General features: G+C 73.8%; 16 protein-coding genes and 5 tRNA genes. 8 read left to right on the top strand and 13 right to left on the bottom strand.

The window, feature by feature from the left end; translation table 11 throughout:
- The first annotated feature begins 50 nt into the window (after positions 1-50).
- The 5 genes from ACY0MR_RS29455 to ACY0MR_RS29435 all read left to right on the top strand — a co-directional run bounded on the left by ACY0MR_RS29455 (position 51) and on the right by ACY0MR_RS29435 (position 536).
- Positions 51-123 (top strand) — tRNA-Gly (locus tag ACY0MR_RS29455).
- 39 nt (positions 124-162) lie between these two features.
- Positions 163-236: transfer RNA gene (locus ACY0MR_RS29450), tRNA-Cys, on the top strand.
- A gap of 1 nt (position 237) precedes the next feature.
- Positions 238-309, top strand: a tRNA-Val gene (locus ACY0MR_RS29445).
- A 39-nt stretch (positions 310-348) separates the two neighbouring features.
- Positions 349-420 (top strand) — tRNA-Val (locus ACY0MR_RS29440).
- Positions 421-461: 41 nt separating this feature from the next.
- A tRNA-Val gene (locus tag ACY0MR_RS29435) sits at positions 462-536 on the top strand.
- Between the two features lie 94 nt (positions 537-630).
- Here the strand turns inward: ACY0MR_RS29435 and ACY0MR_RS29430 are convergent.
- The 3 genes from ACY0MR_RS29430 to ACY0MR_RS29420 all read right to left on the bottom strand — a co-directional run bounded on the left by ACY0MR_RS29430 (position 631) and on the right by ACY0MR_RS29420 (position 2,247).
- Positions 631-918 (bottom strand): TFIIB-type zinc ribbon-containing protein, encoded by a 288-nt coding sequence (locus tag ACY0MR_RS29430; RefSeq protein ID WP_361846525.1) that lies wholly within the window; start codon positions 916-918, stop codon positions 631-633.
- A gap of 46 nt (positions 919-964) precedes the next feature.
- On the bottom strand, positions 965-1,930 hold the full coding sequence (locus ACY0MR_RS29425; protein ID WP_473556289.1) for a phosphotransferase: 966 nt from the start codon (positions 1,928-1,930) through the stop codon (positions 965-967).
- Between the two features lie 149 nt (positions 1,931-2,079).
- Positions 2,080-2,247, bottom strand: a complete 168-nt coding sequence (locus ACY0MR_RS29420) for a hypothetical protein (RefSeq protein ID WP_198955955.1) — start codon at positions 2,245-2,247, stop codon at positions 2,080-2,082.
- A 510-nt stretch (positions 2,248-2,757) separates the two neighbouring features.
- On the opposite strand from ACY0MR_RS29420, the gene ACY0MR_RS29415 reads away from it, so the two are divergent.
- A complete protein-coding gene (locus ACY0MR_RS29415) occupies positions 2,758-3,924 on the top strand; it encodes a serine/threonine-protein kinase (protein ID WP_473556286.1) in 1,167 nt (388 codons plus the stop codon).
- A 34-nt stretch (positions 3,925-3,958) separates the two neighbouring features.
- On the opposite strand, the gene ACY0MR_RS29410 is transcribed toward ACY0MR_RS29415, so the two are convergent.
- The 8 genes from ACY0MR_RS29410 to ACY0MR_RS29375 form a co-directional block, all read right to left on the bottom strand.
- Positions 3,959-4,777, bottom strand: a complete 819-nt coding sequence (locus tag ACY0MR_RS29410; protein WP_388806503.1) for a TrmH family RNA methyltransferase — start codon at positions 4,775-4,777, stop codon at positions 3,959-3,961.
- Between the two features lie 73 nt (positions 4,778-4,850).
- On the bottom strand, positions 4,851-6,104 hold the full coding sequence (cobA, locus tag ACY0MR_RS29405; protein WP_404084368.1) for a uroporphyrinogen-III C-methyltransferase: 1,254 nt from the start codon (positions 6,102-6,104) through the stop codon (positions 4,851-4,853).
- Positions 6,105-6,410: 306 nt separating this feature from the next.
- Complete coding sequence (cobT, locus tag ACY0MR_RS29400; protein WP_473556282.1) at positions 6,411-10,025, bottom strand: nicotinate-nucleotide--dimethylbenzimidazole phosphoribosyltransferase; 3,615 nt, start codon at positions 10,023-10,025, stop codon at positions 6,411-6,413.
- A 364-nt stretch (positions 10,026-10,389) separates the two neighbouring features.
- Positions 10,390-11,616 (bottom strand): precorrin-6y C5,15-methyltransferase (decarboxylating) subunit CbiE, encoded by a 1,227-nt coding sequence (cbiE, locus tag ACY0MR_RS29395; RefSeq protein ID WP_388806509.1) that lies wholly within the window; start codon positions 11,614-11,616, stop codon positions 10,390-10,392.
- A gap of 67 nt (positions 11,617-11,683) precedes the next feature.
- Positions 11,684-12,319, bottom strand: a complete 636-nt coding sequence (locus ACY0MR_RS29390) for a GNAT family N-acetyltransferase (RefSeq protein WP_404084372.1) — start codon at positions 12,317-12,319, stop codon at positions 11,684-11,686.
- Positions 12,320-12,514: 195 nt separating this feature from the next.
- Positions 12,515-13,369, bottom strand: a complete 855-nt coding sequence (locus ACY0MR_RS29385; RefSeq protein ID WP_473556279.1) for a MetQ/NlpA family ABC transporter substrate-binding protein — start codon at positions 13,367-13,369, stop codon at positions 12,515-12,517.
- A gap of 95 nt (positions 13,370-13,464) precedes the next feature.
- Positions 13,465-14,133: a methionine ABC transporter permease gene (locus ACY0MR_RS29380; RefSeq protein WP_266889786.1), complete on the bottom strand. Its 669-nt coding sequence runs from the start codon at positions 14,131-14,133 to the stop codon at positions 13,465-13,467.
- A complete protein-coding gene (locus ACY0MR_RS29375) occupies positions 14,130-15,197 on the bottom strand; it encodes a methionine ABC transporter ATP-binding protein (protein ID WP_388806514.1) in 1,068 nt (355 codons plus the stop codon). The genes ACY0MR_RS29380 and ACY0MR_RS29375 overlap by 4 nt, the downstream gene beginning before the upstream one ends.
- Positions 15,198-15,770: 573 nt before the next feature.
- Here ACY0MR_RS29375 and ACY0MR_RS29370 point away from each other — a divergent pair.
- Both ACY0MR_RS29370 and ACY0MR_RS29365 read left to right on the top strand, forming a co-directional pair.
- A complete protein-coding gene (locus tag ACY0MR_RS29370) occupies positions 15,771-16,133 on the top strand; it encodes a hypothetical protein (RefSeq protein ID WP_209493878.1) in 363 nt (120 codons plus the stop codon).
- Between the two features lie 2 nt (positions 16,134-16,135).
- A complete protein-coding gene (locus ACY0MR_RS29365; protein WP_388806517.1) occupies positions 16,136-16,570 on the top strand; it encodes a hypothetical protein in 435 nt (144 codons plus the stop codon).
- A gap of 1 nt (position 16,571) precedes the next feature.
- Here ACY0MR_RS29365 and ACY0MR_RS29360 read toward each other — a convergent pair whose 3' ends face one another.
- Positions 16,572-17,075: a GNAT family N-acetyltransferase gene (locus ACY0MR_RS29360; protein ID WP_388806519.1), complete on the bottom strand. Its 504-nt coding sequence runs from the start codon at positions 17,073-17,075 to the stop codon at positions 16,572-16,574.
- A gap of 36 nt (positions 17,076-17,111) precedes the next feature.
- Entirely contained in the window at positions 17,112-17,750 is a 639-nt protein-coding gene (locus ACY0MR_RS29355; protein ID WP_473556275.1) for a sigma-70 family RNA polymerase sigma factor, read from the bottom strand.
- Positions 17,751-17,782 lie beyond the last annotated feature (32 nt).

Here is a 17,782-nt window from a genome sequence, read left to right as displayed (position 1 = left end):
GCTAGAGTTCAACACGTCGCCGGGACGCGCAAGCGAAACGGAAACGACAAGCGGACGTGGCTCAGTTGGTAGAGCATCACCTTGCCAAGGTGAGGGTCGCGAGTTCGAATCTCGTCGTCCGCTCGATGTGGGGGATCTTCCCGAACCCCCGTATTCACTCCTGGTGGAGTGGCCGAGAGGCGAGGCAACGGCCTGCAAAGCCGTCTACACGGGTTCAAATCCCGTCTCCACCTCCAAGCGCGATTAGCTCAGCGGGAGAGCGCTTCCCTGACACGGAAGAGGTCACTGGTTCAATCCCAGTATCGCGCACGCAGAACAACCGAAGATCCGGTCCGCATGGACCGTCCCGCGCGATTAGCTCAGCGGGAGAGCGCTTCCCTGACACGGAAGAGGTCACTGGTTCAATCCCAGTATCGCGCACGCAGTACGCAGTACCTTCGGGTACGCCGTGTGCACCACCCGCGCGATTAGCTCAGCGGGAGAGCGCTTCCCTGACACGGAAGAGGTCACTGGTTCAATCCCAGTATCGCGCACCATCCGGGAAGCCCCCGGCCGCATCGCGGTCGGGCGCTTCTTCGTGCCCGGGGCGGGAGGAATGCACCGGGAGGCCCGGTGCACCGCGTCACCCGGTCAGGAGGAGAAGAGCATCCGGCCGAAACCGCGCTGCCGGTAGTGACCGCCGTGGTGGCCGCCGTGGTGCGGGGCGCCCCAGGCGGGAGCGGCGGGCTGCGCGGCCGGGTAGGCCTGCGGGGCCGGCGGCGCGGGCGGGGCCTGCTGGACCCACTGGGACTCCAGGCGGGTCAGGGCCTCCAGCTCGCCGTAGTCCAGGAATATGCCGCGGCAGCCGCTGCACTGCTCGATCTGGACGCCGTTGCGGTTGTACGTGTGCATGGCCGCGTGACACTTGGGACACTGCATGGTCGGCTCAACTCCCTGACTTCGCCGTTCGAATGGTGGCCTCACCCTACGTGGACGCCACCGCGGCCGAGTCGGTTCGATGCCCGGCGATACGGGCGCAGGTGTCGATCATCACGTCCTCGACCTCGTCCAGCGCCCGGCCCTCCGCCGTCGACTTCGCGACGGCGAGCGCGGCCGTCTGCACCGTCAGGGCGCGGGCGGGCACGTCGAGTTCGGCCCACGGGTCGGCGCCCACCGCGGGACCGCCCGCCGCCCGGTACGCGTCGAGGAAGCGGGACCAGACCTCCGGGGGCAGGATGCCGGCGGCGAACCAGGCGGCGGGCCGGGCGAGATCCCAGGCGGGGTCGCCCAGGCCGGCGTCGTCCACGTCGATGAGCAGCCAGGAGCCCGGGCCCGGGGCTCCCGGGCCGCGGACCAGCTGGCCCAGGTGGAAGTCCCCGTGGCAGAGGAGGCGCGGACCGTCCGCCGGGGCGCGGTCGGGGACAGACCGCCAGGCGGCCAGGACGGTCGCGGCGGCCGGATGGTCCGGTGCGGTCCGGCGCATCCGGTCGACGGCGAGGGCGACCTTCACGGGCGCCCGCATGGCGGGGAGCGGGCCCGCCGCCGGGCCCTCGGGCGGCGGCGTGCGGTGCAGCAGGGCGAGGAGGGCCGCCGCCTCCTCCCAGGGAGCGTCGTCGGGGTCGGCCGGGTCGACGGGCGCGCCGTACGGCCACAGGCTGACCGGCCGGCCGTCGGGTTCGCCGTGCCCGGGCCCCGGGAGGGGCGCGAGGAGGATCCCGCGGAGGTCCGGATGGGCGGCGAGCGCGATCCGCGCGCGGTGCTCCGCGGGGTCGGTGCCCGGGGCGTGGGCCTTGGCGACGAGGTGCCCGTGCCGGACCACCGTTCCGTCGTCCCGGTCGGCCAGCACCCCGACGCGTCCGCTCGCGCAGCGGCAGGGCGTGCCCGGGAGGTGGGCGGCGGTGTGCGCGTACGCGGCGAGGGCGTCGCAGAGGGGCCGGTCGGGGAGGTCCACGGGGGTGAGCGTACGGGGCGGGAACGCGCGAGGGCCGGTCAGCTCCCCAGCTGACCGGCCCCACGCTGCCGTCCGCCGCACCCCCGTCCCCACGGGGCTGATGGCCGGATGTCCCGACCCGGGCCGCTCTCCCGGGTCCGGGGCGCTGGTCAGCGCCCCAGCATCACGCCCACGGACGACGCCTGTGTGACCACTGCCTCCCAGCCGCCGAAGACGACCACGAGCAGGGCCGCGAGAGGGAGGACCATGGCGGTGGCGACCAGCGGGTGACGCCGGCTCGAAGGCTGGGTGCTCGTCCGCGATGCCGTGAGGGCCATGGTTCCTCTCCTGTCGTGTCTGGCGCGGCGGGTGCGTGACCTCGGGGGACGAGTGCTGCACCCGCCGCTTGACCTCAACACTAGGGATCCGGGGGCGGCCGGACGTCATGCCCGCGTACCGACTTGCGGGCCTCCCGGAGGATGACGTGCGGCCGTACGGCGTACTCCCCTGGGTGGAGACGGCCGTGCGGAAGCCGGGGTCATCCCTGAGGCGCCCCCCGGAGACCTCCGGAGGGCCGGCCGGGGCGTGACTTCGATCACGTGCCGAGGCGTCGTGCGAACGCCCTGGTCGGAGGGGGCCGGTGCGTCTCCCCGGGGGCCCGGAGGGCTTCTTCGACAGATCGTCAACTGAATTGCCCCACCAGGGGGTTGGGGTGACCACCGGACGCGGCCCGCGCCGTGTCCGCGCCTCGGCGTCGACAATCGATCCGGGCGCGAGGGCGCGGCCTATGAGCGCGTGCGGGCGCCACTACGTAAGCTGTGCCACGTCGAACGGACGAGGGGACGGACATGGCGATGATGCGGCTCCGGCGCGAGGATCCGCGGATCGTCGGGTCGTTCCGGCTCCACCGCAGGCTGGGGGCCGGCGGGATGGGCGTCGTGTACCTGGGGTCCGACCGGCGCGGCCAGCGCGTGGCGCTCAAGGTGATCCGGCCCGACCTGGCCGAGGACCAGGAGTTCCGGTCCCGGTTCGCCCGGGAGGTCTCGGCCGCCCGACGGATCCGCGGCGGCTGCACGGCCCGGCTCGTCGCCGCCGACCTGGAGGCCGAGCGCCCCTGGTTCGCCACCCAGTACGTGCCCGGCCCCTCCCTGCACGACCGGGTCGCCGAGGAGGGCTCGCTCCGTGCCGCCGACGTCGCCTCCATCGGGGCCGCGCTGTCGGAGGGGCTCGTCGCCGTCCACGAGGCCGGGGTCGTGCACCGCGACCTCAAGCCCTCGAACATCCTGCTCTCCCCCAAGGGCCCCCGCATCATCGACTTCGGCATCGCCTGGGCGACCGGGGCCAGCACCCTGACCCACGTCGGCACCGCCGTCGGCTCCCCCGGCTTCCTCGCCCCCGAGCAGGTGCGCGGCGCGGCCGTCACCCCCGCCACCGACGTGTTCTCGCTCGGGGCCACGCTGGCGTACGCGGCGATGGGCGACTCGCCCTTCGGGCACGGCAGTTCCGAGGTCATGCTCTACCGGGTGGTGCACGAGGAGCCGCAGCTGCAGGGCGTACCGGACGCGCTGGCGCCCCTCGTCCGGGCCTGTCTCGCGAAGGACCCCGAGGACCGGCCCAGCACCCTCCAGCTGTCGATGCGGCTCAAGGAGATCGCGGCGCGCGAGGCGCAGGGCCTGCCGGTCGCGCGGCCGCCGGTGCAGCGGGAACGCGCCGAGGAGCGGAACACCGTGCGGCCGACGGAGCGGTACACCGACCGGGACGTGCCGGGGCGCGGGCCGGAGCGGGGGTCCGAGCGGAACACGGAGCGCGGCGGGCGGGGTCCCGGTCCCGCGTCCCGGCCCTCTGCCGGTCCCCGGACCGGGGGCCGTCCGGCGACCCGGCCGGGTGCGCGGTCGACGTCCACCGGCCGCCGGCCCGCCAACCCGCGGCTGCTGCGGCAGCGCCTCTTCGTCTTCGTGGTGGTGACGCTGGTGGTGGCGCTGGGCATCGCCGCGGCCCAGGCGCTCCAGGGCTGAGCCCCCTCGTCCCCGGGTGCCCGCCCTCCGGGCCTCAGGACTCCGGGCGGCCCGTCGCCACCGCGTAGAAGGCGACCGCCGCCGCGGCGCCCACGTTCAGCGAGTCGACACCGTGGGCCATCGGGATGCGGACCCACTCGTCCGCCGCCCGCAGGGCCTGCGTGGACAGTCCGTCGCCCTCCGCGCCCAGCATCAGGGCCACCCGGTCCATCCGGTGCGGGGCGGCCTCGTCGATCGACATCGCCTTCTCCGCCGGCGTCAGGGCCAGGAGCTTGAAGCCCGCCTCGCGGACCGCCTCCAGACCCCGCGGCCAGGTGTCCAGCCGGGCGTACGGCACGGAGAACACCGCACCCATCGACACCTTCACCGAGCGGCGGTACAGCGGGTCGGCGCAGTCCGGCGACAGCAGCACGGCGTCCATGCCGAGCGCCGCCGCGCTGCGGAAGATCGCACCGATGTTGGTGTGGTCGTTCACCGACTCCATGACGACCACCCGGCGGGCGGCGCCGAGCAGTTCCGCGGCGTCCGGGAGCGGCTTGCGCTGCATGGAGGCCAGGGCGCCCCGGTGCACGTGGTAGCCGGTGACCCGCTCGGCGAGGTCCGGCTGGATGGCGTAGACCGGCGCGGGCACCTCGTCGATGACATCGCGCATCGCGTCGACCCACTTGGCGGAGAGCAGCATCGACCGCATCTCGTACCCGGCCTGCCGGGCCCGGCGGATGACCTTCTCGCCCTCCGCGATGAACAGGCCCTCGGCCGGCTCCCTCCTGCGGCGGAGTTCGACATCGGTCAGACCGGTGTAGTCCCGCAGGCGCGGGTCGTCGGGGTCGTCGATCGTGATGAGTTCGGCCACGAGGTGATACTGCCTTGTCCGGGGTGTGGTGCCAATGTGTGTGCCGCTGTGCGTCGCCCGTCCGCGACCGGTGCTAGGAGACCAGGCGGTCCGGGCCCTCCGCGACGACCTCGCCGATCACGATGACCGCCGGCGGACGGACCTCCTGGGTCCGGACCGTCTCCGCGACCGTCGCCAGCGTCGCGTCCACCCGGCGCTGGGCCGCCGTCGTGCCCTCCTGGACCAGGGCCAACGGGGTCTCGGGGGCCTTGCCGTGCGCGATCAGGGCCTCCGCGATCTTTCCGATCTTGTCCACGCCCATCAGGATCACCAGCGTGCCCGTGAGCTTCGCCAGCGACGCCCAGTCGACCAGCGAGCGCGGGTCGTCCGGGGCCACGTGCCCGCTCACCACCGTGAACTCGTGCGCGACGCCCCGGTGCGTCACCGGGATGCCGGCGGCGCCCGGGACCGAGATGGAGCTGGAGATGCCCGGGACCACCGTGCAGGCGATGCCCTCGGCGGCGAGCGCCTGCGCCTCCTCCATCCCCCGGCCGAAGACGAACGGGTCGCCGCCCTTGAGCCGGACGACGGACCGGCCCGCCTTGGCGTGCTCGATCAGGGCGTTGTTGATGGCCTCCTGGGCCATGAACCGGCCGTACGGGATCTTCGCCGCGTCGATCACCTCGACGTGCGGGGGCAGCTCGTCCAGCAGGTCGCGGGGGCCCAGGCGGTCCGCGATCACCACGTCCGCCTCCGTCAGCAGACGGCGGCCCCGGACCGTGATCAGGTCCGGGTCGCCCGGGCCTCCGCCGACCAGGGCCACGAAGGGGGTGCGCGCGCGGTGCTGCGGGGCCGCGATCGAACCGTCCCGCAGGCCCTCGACGATCGCGTCGCGGACGGCGGCGGAGCGGCGCGGGTCGTGGCCGGTGAGCACCGCGACGGTCACGCCCTCGCTGCGGCCCGTCGCCGGGGTCCAGGCGGTGGCGGCCTCGGCGTCGTCGGAGCGCACGCACCAGGTCTTGGTGCGCTCGGCCTCCGCGGAGGCGGCGGCGTTCGTGGCCGCGTCGGTGGTCGCGACCAGGACGTACCAGGCGTCGGCGAGGTCGCCCTCCTCGTACCTGCGCTTGATCCAGGTGATCTCACCCGTCTCCGCCATGACGTCCACGGACGGGGTCGCCGAGGGGGAGATCAGCGTGATGTCCGCGCCCGCGGCGATCAGGGCGGGGAGGCGTCGCTGGGCGACCTGGCCGCCGCCCAGGACGACCACGCGGCGGCCGGCCAGGCGCAGGCCCACCGGGTAGGCGGGGTGCGTCGACGGCTGGGCGGTGTGCTCGGCGTGCTCGGCCATGGGTGAGCGGCTCCTCGGAGGGCGGGTGCTGGCCGCTGCTGCGATGAAGCGGCTGGTGGGCGGCGGCGGGGCGCCTGCGACCAGGATATCTGTGGCGGGGTCACGTCACGCTGTGACGGATCTCCCCGTCGTGGAGGGTGACGTGGGGGCCACTCCGGAACAGGGTTCGGGACTGCATGATTTACGGCGCCCCGGGCCCTGGGAACGCTGAGCCGCTTGTCGCGCCACAAATCACGCTTTACGTCCCGAACCCTGTTCCTGCGCGGCCCCCACTCCCGTACGTGGGTGGGGGCCGCGCCGGTGGTGCTACTTCTCGGTGACGCCCGCCGAGTCGAACGTGGCCACCTCGTGCATCGCGCGGGCCGCGCTCTGCACCAGCGGGAGGGCCAGCAGGGCGCCCGTCCCCTCGCCGAGACGGAGGTCCAGGTCGACCAGGGGGCGCAGGCCCAGCTTGTTGAGCGCGGCCACGTGGCCCGGCTCGGCGCTGCGGTGGCCGGCGATGCACGCCGCGAGCGACTCCGGTGCGATCGCGCGGGCGACCAGGGCCGCCGCGCCGGTGGACACGCCGTCGAGGATCACCGGGGTACGCAGGGAGGCCGCGCCCAGGATCAGGCCGACGAGGGCCGCGTGCTCCAGGCCGCCGACCGCCGACAGGACGCCGATCGGGTCCGCCGGGTCCGGCGTGTGGAGCTCCAGGGCGCGGCGGACGACGTCCACCTTGCGGGCGTGCGTCTCGTCGTTGATGCCGGTGCCGCGGCCCGTGACCTCGGTGGGGTCGACACCGGTGTAGACGGAGATGAGCGCGGCGGACGCCGTGGTGTTCGCGATGCCCATCTCGCCCGTGAGCAGGGCCTTGTTGCCGGCCGCCACGAGGTCGCGGGCGGTCTCGATGCCCACCTCGATCGCGGCCAGCACCTCCTCGCGGCTCATCGCGAGGCCCGTGGTGAAGTCGGCGGTGCCGGGGCGGACCTTGCGGGGCAGCAGGCCGGGGGTCGCCGGGAGTTCGGTCGCCACGCCCACGTCGATGACGCAGACCTCCGCGCCCACCTGGTTGGCGAAGGCGTTGCAGACCGCTCCCCCGCCGAGGAAGTTGGCCACCATCTGGCCGGTGACCTCCTGCGGCCAGGGCGTGACGCCCTGGGCGTGGACGCCGTGGTCGCCGGCGAAGATCGCGACGGCGGCCGGCTCCGGGATCGGCGGCGGGCACACCCGGGAGAGCCCCGAGAGCTGCGCCGCGATGATCTCCAGCATGCCGAGCGCGCCGGCCGGCTTGGTCATCCGCTTCTGGCGCTCCCAGGCCTCGCCGAGCGCCTTCGCGTCCAGCGGGCGGATGTTGGCGACGGTCTCCTGGAGCAGGTCGTGCGGCTCCTCGCCGGGCAGCGCGCGGCGGCCGTACGTCTCCTCGTGCACGACCCAGGCCAGCGGGCGGCGCTTGGACCAGCCCGCCTGCATCAGCTCGGGCTCCTCGGGGAACTCGTCGACGTATCCCACGCAGAGGTACGCGACCACTTCGAGGTGCTCGGGCAGGCCCAGGGTGCGGACCATCTCGCGCTCGTCGAAGAAGCTCACCCAGCCGACGCCGAGGCCCTCGGCGCGGGCGGCGAGCCAGAGGTTCTCGACGGCGAGCGCCGAGGAGTACGGGGCCATCTGCGGCTGCGTGTAGCGGCCGAGGGTGTGCCGGCCGCCGCGGGTCGGGTCCGCCGTCACGACGATGTTGACCGGGGTGTCGAGGATGGCCTCGATCTTCAGTTCCTTGAACTGCTTCGCCCGCGCCTTCGGCAGCGACTTGGCGTACGCCTCGCGCTGTCGCCGGGCCAGCTCGTGCATCGACTGCCGGGTCTCGGCGGAGCGGATGACGACGAAGTCCCAGGGCTGCGAGTGGCCGACGCTGGGGGCCGTGTGGGCGGCCTCCAGGACGCGGAGCAGCACCTCGTGCGGGATCGGGTCGGAGCGGAAGCCGTTGCGGATGTCGCGGCGCTCGCGCATCACGCGGAGGACGGCCTCGCGCTCGGCGTCGTCGTAGCCGGGGGCGGGGGCCGACGCGGCCTCCGGCAGGGCCTGCGGGCCCTCCGGGTCGTCCGCCGCCGGGGTGCCCTCCGTGGTCTGCGGCGCGTCCGCGGCCGCGGGGACCGCCACGTCCTGGGCGTCCTGGGCGTCATCGGCGGCTGCGACCACGGGCGCGGCTTCGGCTTCGGCTTCGGCTTCGGCTTCGGCTTCGGCTTCGGCTTCGGCTTCGGGGAGCGTCTCCGGCTGCGCCTCGGCGGCCACGGCCTCCGCGGGAGCGGCCTGGGCGACGGACTGCTCGTCCGCGACGGGCTCCTCCGACACCGGCTGCGCCGACGGCTCCTCGCCCGGGGCCTCGGCGACGGGCTCCTCGGCAACGGCCTCCGGGGCCGGCTCGGGGGTGGCCTCGGGGGCCTGCTCCGGGGCCTCCTCCGGTACGAACGGGATCTCGTCGGCGACCGCCTCCACGGGGGCCTCCTCGGAGACCTGCTCCTCCGCGGGCTGCGCCTCGGACACGGCGAACGCCTCGGCCGGGGTCTCGGCGACCGCCTCCGCGACGAGCGCCTGCTGCTCCTCGGGACGGGCCTCCGGGGCCTGCTCGGCCACGGGCGCGGCCTCGGCCTCCTCCGGCTCCGCGGGCGCGGTGGCCTCGGCGGCCGGCTCGCCCTCGCGCGGGGCGGGAACGGTGGCCTGGACCTGCGCCTCGGCGGGGGCCTCCGGCGCGGTCTCCTCAGCGGCGGCCGGGGCCTCTTCGGCGACCGGCGCCTCGGGCTGGACCTGCTGCTGCTCCGGCTCCGCGTGCGGGGCCGCGGCGACGGCGCCGTCGACCTGGACGAACGGTCCGTCCTGCGGGACGACCGTTTCTGCGGGGACGGCCGGGGCCTCGGGCTGCTGCGGCTGGGCGCCCCACGGCTCGGCGCCCTGCGGCGCGAGCTGCTGGTCCTGGGCGATCTCGAAGTACTCGGGGCCGCCGGTCGGCGGGCCCGGCGTGCGGACCGGCACCGGTGCGGGGCCGGTGGCCACGAGCGGCTCGGGCGCGGGGGCCTGCGCGGGCTGCGGGGCGGGCGCGGCGGCGGGACCGCGGTCGGCCAGCGAGAGGACGACGCCGCCGGCCTCGGGCACCGGCGGGCCCATGTGCAGCGGGCGGCGGGCCTGCTGCGGGGCGGGGGCCGGCGGGGGCACTCGTACGCCGCCGAGGTCGACCGAGCCGGAGTCGCGGCCCGCGGCCTCGTGCGCGCCGGTGTCGAGGATGCCGGGCTCGTAGCCGTGGTCGGTCGGCACCGTCTCCTGCGGGGCGGGGACGCCGTGCGCGGGGGTTCCCGTGGTGTGGTCGAACGGGACGCCGTGCGCCGGGGTGCCGGTGGCGTGGTCCAGCGGGACACCGTGGGCGGGCGTGCCCTGCGGCTGCTCCGGCGGAACGCCGTGCGCCGGGGTGCCGGTGGTGTGGTCCAGCGGGACACCGTGGGCGGGCGTGCCCTGCGGCTGCTCCAGCGGAACGCCGTGCGCCGGGGTGCCCTGCGGAGGGGTCTGGTGCTGCTGCGGGGCCGTGAGGACGTCGCCGAGGGCGACGGAGTCCAGGGGGGCCGTGAGCGGATCGGTGAGCGGGTCGCCGATCGGGGCCGGCGCCTCGGCGGGTGCCGGGTGCCCGCCCGGCACGCCCTGGTGGGGGGCCTGCTGGTGCGGGACGACGGGTGCGGCCGGCGGCGGCACGGCCACCGGGGGCGCGGGCGCGACGCCCGGCGGGTGCTCGCTCCAGGCGCCCTGGGCGCCCGGCATCAGGAGCAGGTCGTCGTCCTCTGCGGTGTGCTCGGAGGGGTCCAGGAAGGTGTACGCGCCCGGTGCGGGGATGCCCGGCTGCTCGACCATGCCTGCGTTCTCCGGCAGCCCCTCGCCCGGGACCTGGCCGGTGTCCGTCATGCGTACCCCTCGCCCATCATGTGTGCTCCTTCAGACCTGCGCCCGTCGACAACAACGAGCGCGCGCGCCGCGCGGCACGAAGGACACGCGGACACCCGCACATTGTCGCGGCCCCGGGCCCTCGTGGCAGGGAGATTTGCCACGGTGCGCTGTGGACTGCGCCACGTCGCGCGGTCCCCCCTTGTCGCGTACCGCCGAACATCCGGATGCGGTACAACAATCGGCCAGCCTACCTGGCCAGACGGGACGAACGGTCACGGGTGGGGGGTGCCCGGACCGGGTCAGGGGGGTACCGGGGCGCGGCCCGGAGGGTGTCGCGCCGATCCGGCCGGATCGAGGGGCGGCGTGATCGGCGGGACGCCGCTCAGGGGGCGTCGGTCCTGCGTCCGGAGAGCAGGAAGACGACCGAGCGCTCGCGTTCCGACCAGTCGTGCGGATCGAGTCCGACGGTCTGGAGGAGGAGGCTCTCCACGGTGTAGCCGCCGTCGGCGAGTGCGGCGCCGATCGCCTCGGCCTCGTCCCGGGTGGAGGCGTGGGCCACGATCCGTTCGGGACGGCGGTCGGTGCAGGCGGTGACCAGGGCGGCGCCGCCGGCCGCGATGCGGACGACGTCGGGTTCGGGAAGGGTCTCCAGGACGTGCGGGGCCCGGCCGCGCACCGTCTGGAGGCGTACGCCGTGGCGGCGGGCGGCCTGCTCGGTGCGGGCGCAGGCGGTCGCGTCGACGTCCACGGCGATGACGGCGGCGCCGAAGCGGGCGGCCTCGACGGCGAAGGCGCCGCCCGCGCAGCCGATGTCCCAGACGAGGTCGCCGGTGCGGGGGCCGAGGCGGGCGAGCTGGGCGGCGCGCAGGGAGGGGTCCTCGCCCGCCCGGGCCGGTGTGCCGTCCGCGGCGGGGTCGTACTCCTCGGCGGGCAGGCCCCAGCCGCGGACCGCGGGCGCCGCCGCGTCCAGGCCCATCAGCCAGGGGGCGGAGGGGGCTCCGCCCGAGGTGCCGCCGATGACGAGGACCACGTTCGGGTCGCGCCAGCTGTGGTCGGCGGCCTTGTCGGAGGTGAGGACGGAGACCTGTTCGCGGGAGGTGCCGAGCTCCTCGCAGACGACGAAGGTGCGGTGCACGCCGTCGAGCAGCAGGGCCAGTTCGGCGGGTCCGGCGCCGGGCGAGGTGAGGACGGCGACCTTGGGGTGGGCGCGGCAGACGTTGACGGCGCGCCGCAGGGTGCGCTGGTGGGCGACGACGATCCGGGCGTCCTCCCAGGGCATCCCGGCGCGGGCGAAGGCGGCGGCGACGGAGGAGACGGCGGGGACGACCTCGACCTCCAGGCCGTGCTCGGGGGCCCGCAGGGTGCGGACGACGCCGAAGAAGCCGGGGTCGCCGTCGGCCAGGACGACGGCGGTGCCCCGGTGGCCGGCGATGCGGCGGGCGGCGAGGTCGACGCTGCCGAGGCGGATGCGCTCGGCGCCGGGCGGGATCTCGGGCAGCGCCAGGTGGTGGGCCGCCCCTGCCACCAGGGTGGCGGCGGAGAGCGCGGACCGGGCCGCGTCGGTGAGGGGCGAACCGTCCCAGCCGATCACCGTGACGCGGTCGGCCATTCGTCGTCTCCTGGTGTCGTCGCAGGTCGGGGGCGTGCCGAGCGTACCCCGGGTGGGGGCGCGGGAGTCAGCTCCAGTCGGTGTACGAGGAGTATCCGGCCTCGGCCATCTGGTCGGCGACACCGTCGAGGTCCTCCGGGAGGAGGCCCCAGACGATGTAGTCGGTGCGCAGTTCGGTCCAGCCGCCGTCCTCGGTGCGGGTGCGGGCTATGCACGCGTTGCGCAGGACGCCCTCGCTGATGCAGCCGATCTTCTGGGCGACCTGCTGGGAGGCGGTGTTGTCGGCGGCGGTGCGCAGCTCGATGCGCTCGAACTTCTGGTCGCCGAACAGCCACTGGGCGGTGGCGAGGGCGGCTTCGGAGGCGTATCCCTCGCCGCGGGCCCAGGGGGCGACGATGTAGGAGATCTCGGTGGAGCGGACCTTCCAGTCCGTCTTGGCCAGCTGGACGATGCCGACCAGGCGCTGGGTGAGGAACTCGGTGACGGCGAGGTCGATGCCCCGGCCCGCGGCGCGTTCGGAGGGGGCGTGCTCGGTGATCCAGCGGCGGGCGGCGGCCTCGGTGTAGGGCTGGGGCACCGCGGTCCAGGCGCCGACGAGTTCGTCGTTCATCATCTCGGCGAGGGCGGGGGCGTCCGCCTCCTCCAGCGCGCGCAGCACCAACCGGTCCGTGTTGATGGAGATGTCCGGAAAGGTGGTAGTCATGCGCAGCTCCATGCCGTGGACCGTCCGAATCGACCGTGAACGCACAGCATGCAGCATGCGGCCGCCGGTGCGCATGGCCGGGTCGGTGTCGGGTGGGGGGTGTGGCGAAGGCCCCCGCACCGGACGGGGTGCGGGGGCCTTCTGCTCAAGGACTGTACGGGGGTGCCGTTCTGACGGCCCCTCGGACGCCGGAGCCTACTGGGCGGCGCCGAAGGCCGGGATGACCGAGCCCTTGTAGGTGTCCTCGATGTACTTCTTCACCTCGGGCGAGTTGAGGAGCTTGGCGAGCTTCTGCACGCGGGCGTCCTTCTCGTTGCCCTCCTTGACGGCGAGGAAGTTGGCGTACGGGTTGCCGTCCGCCTTCTCCAGGACGAGGGCGTCCTTGGCCGGGGAGAGCTTGGCCTCGATGGCGTAGTTGCCGTTGATGACGGCGGCGTCCACGTCGTTCAGGGCGCGGGGCACGGTGGCGGCCTCCAGCTCCTTGAACTCCAGGCCCTTCTTGTCGGTGATGTCGGAGATCTTGGCGTTGGTGCCGACACCGGGCTTGAGGGTGATCAGGCCGTTCTCGGCGAGCAGCTGGAGCGCGCGGCCGCCGTTGGTGGTGTCGTTGGGGACCGCGACGGTCTGGCCGGCCTTGATGTCCTTCACCGACGTGAGGCTCTTGGAGTAGAGGCCCAGCGGCTCCAGGTGCACGTTGACCACCGGGACGATGGTGGTCTTGTTCTTCTTGTTGAAGTCGTCGAGGTACGGCTTGTGCTGGAAGAAGTTGGCGTCGACCTGGCCGGACTGGGTGGCGGTGTTCGGCAGGACGTAGTCCGTGAACTCCTTCACCTCCAGCTTCAGGCCGGCCTTCTCGGCCAGGTGGTCCTTGACGTAGTTGAGGATGTCGGCGTGCGGCGTCGGGGACGCGGCGACGACGAGCGGCTTGTCGGCGGCGCCTGCCGCGTCCTTGGAGGAGGACGGGTCCGAGGAGGTGCCGCAGGCGCTGATGCCGAGGGCCAGGGCGGCGGCGGTGGCGATACCGGCGGTGAGCTTGATGTTCTTACGCACGAAGAGTGCCTCTTTCCGGTGGTGCGGTGGTCGCCTGGACAACAAGTCCGGGCCGTGTTCTTCGAGGGGACGAAGTCTGGGGTGGCCGGGGGCGGTTACGCGGTGCGGCCCCGGCGGGCGAGGAGTCGTACGACTCCGTCGCCGATGAGCTGGACGACGGTCACGATCAGGACCAGGACGACGACGGTGACCAGCATGAACGTGGTGTCGAAGCGCTGGTATCCATAGGTGACGGCCTTGGAGCCGAGGCCCTCGCCGCCGACCGCGCCGGCCATCGCCGAGTAGCCGATGAGGACGATGACCGTGGTGGTGACGCCCGAGATCAGCGACGGCAGGGCCTGCGGGAGCAGCACCTTGCGGACGATGGTGGGGATGCCGCCGCCCATGGCCTGGACGGCTTCGACGAGCCCGTGGTCGACCTCGCGGATGGAGGTCTCGACGAGGCGCGCGAAGAAGGGGATGGCGCCGATCGCGAGCGGGACGATCATCGCGGTGGGGCCGATGAAGGTGCCGACGACGAGGGTGGTGAAGGGGATCAGGGCGATCAGCAGGATGATGAACGGCAGCGAACGCCCGATGTTCACGATCGCACCGACGACCTTGTTGACCGGCAGGTTCTGCAGCAGTCCGCCCTTGTCCGTGAGGACGAGGAGGATGCCGAGCGGGAGGCCGCCGAGGACGGTGACGACGGTGGCCCACAGGACCATGTAGAGGGTGTCGACGGTGCCCTGCTCCAGCAGCGGCTGCATCTCGGACCAGGTCACTTGGCACCTTCCTTCACGAGCAGGGTGGCCGCGTCCTGGACAACCGTTTCTTCGGTGGGCGTCTCCTCGACGACCTCGACCTGGAGGCCCTGCTCGCGCAGGAAGCCGACGGGGACGACGTTCTCCTCGTACCGGCCGGGGAGTTCGATCCGCATCCGGCCGATCTGCCTGCCGCCGACGGTGTCCATCGCCGCCCCGAGGATCGAGATGTCGATGTTGTACGTGCGGGAGAGCTGCGAGATCACCGGCTGGTTCGCGGCGTCGCCGTGGAAGGTGACGTCGACGACCGTGCGGTCGGGGCCGGTGTGGGCGCCGCTGACCGGGAAGAGCTCGGCGGCCAGCTGGGAGCCGGGGGTGGCGAGCAGCTCGCTCACGGTGCCGGACTCGACGATCCGCCCCTTCTGCATCAGCGCGGCCGAGTCGCAGATCGTCTTCACGACGTCCATCTCGTGTGTGATGAGGAGGACGGTCAGACCGAGCTGCCGGTTGAGGTCGCGCAGCAGCTGGAGGATGGAGCGGGTGGTCTCCGGGTCGAGGGCGCTGGTGGCCTCGTCGGAGAGGAGGACCTTGGGCTCGCCGGCGAGGGCGCGGGCGATGCCGACGCGCTGCTTCTGGCCGCCGGAGAGCTGGCCCGGGTAGGACTTGGCCTTGTCGGCGAGGCCGACCAGGTCGAGGAGTTCCAGGGCGCGGCGGGAGCGCTCGGCTCCGGAGACGCCGAGGATCTCCAGGGGGAGCTCGATGTTGTCCTTCACCGTGCGGGAGGACAGCAGGTTGAAGTGCTGGAAGACCATGCCGATGCTGCTGCGCGCCCGGCGCAGGTCCCTGCCCGCGCGGCGGCCCCTGCCCGCGAGGGCGGTGAGGTCCACGCCGTCGACGGTCACGGTGCCGGAGGTGGGGCGCTCCAGGAGGTTCACGCAGCGGATGAGCGAGGACTTGCCGGCGCCGCTCTGGCCGATCACGCCGAACACCTCGCCCTCGCGGACGTGGAGGTCGACACCGTCCAGAGCGGTGACCTGGCGGCCGCGCGACTCGTAGACCTTGGTCAGGCCCGAAGTGGTGATCACAGGGGGTTTCCGTCACTGTCGAGTGCGCGACGCGGGGTCCGTCGTGCACGGGGCATTCGTCTTCGGACAGTCAGGCGCACGGAGGCCGGTTCCGGCGGGTGGCCGGGGGTCGGCGGGTGCGCGGGGCGGGCGCGGTCCACCGCCGCGAGGCGGGTGGCACGGCACGGCCGTCGGTCCCGCTTCGGGGCGCGGGACGCGGGCGGGGGCCCTCAGATGGCGCACATTCGACACATACAACGAGCACCGGGCGTCATGGTCGCCTCGGTCGCAAGGGTGCGGCTGCTCGTCGTGGTCATGTCTGCAAGTAAAGCATGCGCAGGTGCGAACGAAAGGGGGCTGTCCGAATAGCGGACGCCATTGAGACGCCATGCGGACACCGCGGAGGTGCTCGTTCCGCCCGTTCTGCCCGTGCGGCCTGCGGGGACGGGCGCCCTCCGGCGGGGTGCGCGCGGGGTGCGCCGGAGTCCTCGCGGGCGCCCCGGTGTGGCCAAGGCCACGGTCCGCGCGGGGTGCCGGGCGACGGCTCGGGGGGCGGGCGCGGGGAGGGGCGCGCACCGTAATACCCTCGGGCGCATGCTTGACGCCCTGACGGTCGCGGTCTCCGTGGCCGCGCTCGCCCTCGCCGCCTGGTGCGGCTTCGCCGCCTTCCGCGACCAGTCGACCAAGGACTGGCACTTCATCGGCATGGCCGTGGTGACGTTCCTCGTCCTGGTCCAGCTGGTCGTCGGGATCGTGCAGCTGGCGCGCGGCGAGAAGGCCGAGGAGGGCGCGACGATCTTCGTCGCCTATCTGCTCGGGGCGCTGTGCGCGGTGCCCATCGCCGGCTTCATGTCGCTGGCGGAGCGCAGCCGGTGGGGTTCGGCCACGGTGGCCGCGGGCGCGGTCGTCCTGGCCGTGCTGGAAGTGCGTCTCTACGACATCTGGACGGTGGGCTGACCATGACCGAGACGCAGCGGAAGGCGGCGGTGGGCGCGCGGGCGCGGCTCGTCTCCGGTCCCGGCATCCTGCTGGTGTGGCTCTACGGCGTCATGTCGGTCGGCGCGGTCTCGCGCTCGATCTACCAGATCGCCACCGAGTTCGACCGGGCGCCGCTCGCGTACACGCTGTCGGCGGTGGCCGCGGTCGTCTACGCCTTCATCACGTACACGCTGGTACGGGGCGGGGAGAAGGCCCGCAGGGCGGCGCTGGTGTGCTGCGCCGCCGAGCTCGCGGGCGTACTCGTCGTCGGGACCTGGACGCTGGTCGAGCCGTCCGCCTTCCCGGACGCGACGGTCTGGTCGGACTACGGCTACGGCTACCTGTTCATCCCGGTCCTGCTGCCGCTGAGCGGCATCTGGTGGCTGCGCCGGTCGCGCGCCGCGACGGCCGGCTGAGTCAGGCCGCCGTCTTCTCCAGGGTCACCAGGGTGAGCTTCGGGCCGAGCTCCCGGGTGGCGACCTGCGCGTAGCCCTTGCTGCGGTAGAGGCGCAGATTGCCCTCGCTGCGGTGGCCGGTGAAGAGCTGGAAGCGCTTGGGCGACGGGGCCTCGCGGAGGACGGCCCCGTCCGTCCCGGCGAAGTGGCGCTCGATGCCGTCGAGGAGGCGGCCGCCGAGGCCGTGCCGCTGCATCCGGGGGTGCACGATGAGCTTGGCGATCCGTACGGTGCCGTCCTCGTCGATCCTGGCCCGCACGGAGGCGACGACCTCGTCGCCCAGCCGCGCCACCAGGCCGTGCCCCTCGGCCAGTTCGGCGCGCAGGGCGTCGAGCGACTGGGTGAGCGGCTCGATGGACCAGTCCCCGTAGAGCTCCGCCTCGCTCTGGTAGCAGAGGTACTGCAGCTTCAGGATGTGCTCCGCGTCCGCCGCGTCCGCCGCTGAGATGGTCACACTCAGGCCCATGTGTGCACGCCTCCCGCTCATCTGTCGATCATCGGTTTACCGCACCCTTCCCCTTCGGCCGGGGGCGGGAACCTCTGCCGCCAGCATTCTGCGCAGGCATCCCAGGCAACGGGAACGCATCGGCCCCAGACTGCCCTGTGAGATACCCAACTCTCCTGCGATTTCGCGGTACGTGGGGTCCTCGGGATCGAGCATCGCCGCCAGCACCCGGGGGCAGCGGCCGGGGGTCCGGGTGACGGCGTCCCGCAGCGAGCGGCGGCCCTCGGCGGCCATCAGCGCGTGCTCGGGGGACCCCTCGGGCTCCCCCGCGCCGGTTTCGCGGCCGGGTTCGTCGCGGTAGGGGCGTTCGCGGTCGCCGGTCCTGCGGGCGCGGCGGGCCTCGGCCCGGACGGCGCGGCGCAGCCATTCGGCGGGACGCTCGGGGGCGGCTCCGGTGTCGCGGAGCCGCTCCAGGAGGCGGAGCCAGACGGCCTGCTCCAGGTCGCCGGCCTCGATGCCGGCGGCCGGTGCCTCGGCGTCCGACTCGGCGGCGAGCAGCGGGGCGAGGGCGGCGAGGAGTCCGGGGGCGGTGTCCGGGTGCCCGGCGGGGGCGGAGTCCCGGGCGGCGGCGGAGTCCCGGGCGGGCGTCGGGAGGCCGGTCCGGGTGGGTGCGGGAGTGGTCACGGGGGTGGTCATGCACCGGACCATGCCGGGGCACGCGGGCTTGG

It is taken from the genome of Streptomyces sp. JN8 (genome assembly GCF_055808075.1).
Note: the sequence above shows the minus strand (reverse complement) of the source record. Positions and strands in the feature narration are given on the sequence as shown.

What these genes read in the sequence shown, in the direction of transcription:
- cobA (WP_404084368.1), bottom strand. Translation starts at nt 6,104, where the DNA reads ATGGCCGAGCACGCCGAGCACACCGCCCAGCCGTCGACGCACCCCGCC.
- ACY0MR_RS29365 (WP_388806517.1), top strand. Translation starts at nt 16,136, where the DNA reads ATGACCGAGACGCAGCGGAAGGCGGCGGTGGGCGCGCGGGCGCGGCTC.
- ACY0MR_RS29415 (WP_473556286.1), top strand. Translation starts at nt 2,758, where the DNA reads ATGGCGATGATGCGGCTCCGGCGCGAGGATCCGCGGATCGTCGGGTCG.
- cobT (WP_473556282.1), bottom strand. Translation starts at nt 10,025, where the DNA reads ATGACGGACACCGGCCAGGTCCCGGGCGAGGGGCTGCCGGAGAACGCA.
- ACY0MR_RS29360 (WP_388806519.1), bottom strand. Translation starts at nt 17,075, where the DNA reads ATGGGCCTGAGTGTGACCATCTCAGCGGCGGACGCGGCGGACGCGGAG.
- ACY0MR_RS29390 (WP_404084372.1), bottom strand. Translation starts at nt 12,319, where the DNA reads ATGACTACCACCTTTCCGGACATCTCCATCAACACGGACCGGTTGGTG.
- ACY0MR_RS29420 (WP_198955955.1), bottom strand. Translation starts at nt 2,247, where the DNA reads ATGGCCCTCACGGCATCGCGGACGAGCACCCAGCCTTCGAGCCGGCGT.
- ACY0MR_RS29355 (WP_473556275.1), bottom strand. Translation starts at nt 17,750, where the DNA reads ATGACCACCCCCGTGACCACTCCCGCACCCACCCGGACCGGCCTCCCG.
- cbiE (WP_388806509.1), bottom strand. Translation starts at nt 11,616, where the DNA reads ATGGCCGACCGCGTCACGGTGATCGGCTGGGACGGTTCGCCCCTCACC.
- ACY0MR_RS29370 (WP_209493878.1), top strand. Translation starts at nt 15,771, where the DNA reads ATGCTTGACGCCCTGACGGTCGCGGTCTCCGTGGCCGCGCTCGCCCTC.
- ACY0MR_RS29430 (WP_361846525.1), bottom strand. Translation starts at nt 918, where the DNA reads ATGCAGTGTCCCAAGTGTCACGCGGCCATGCACACGTACAACCGCAAC.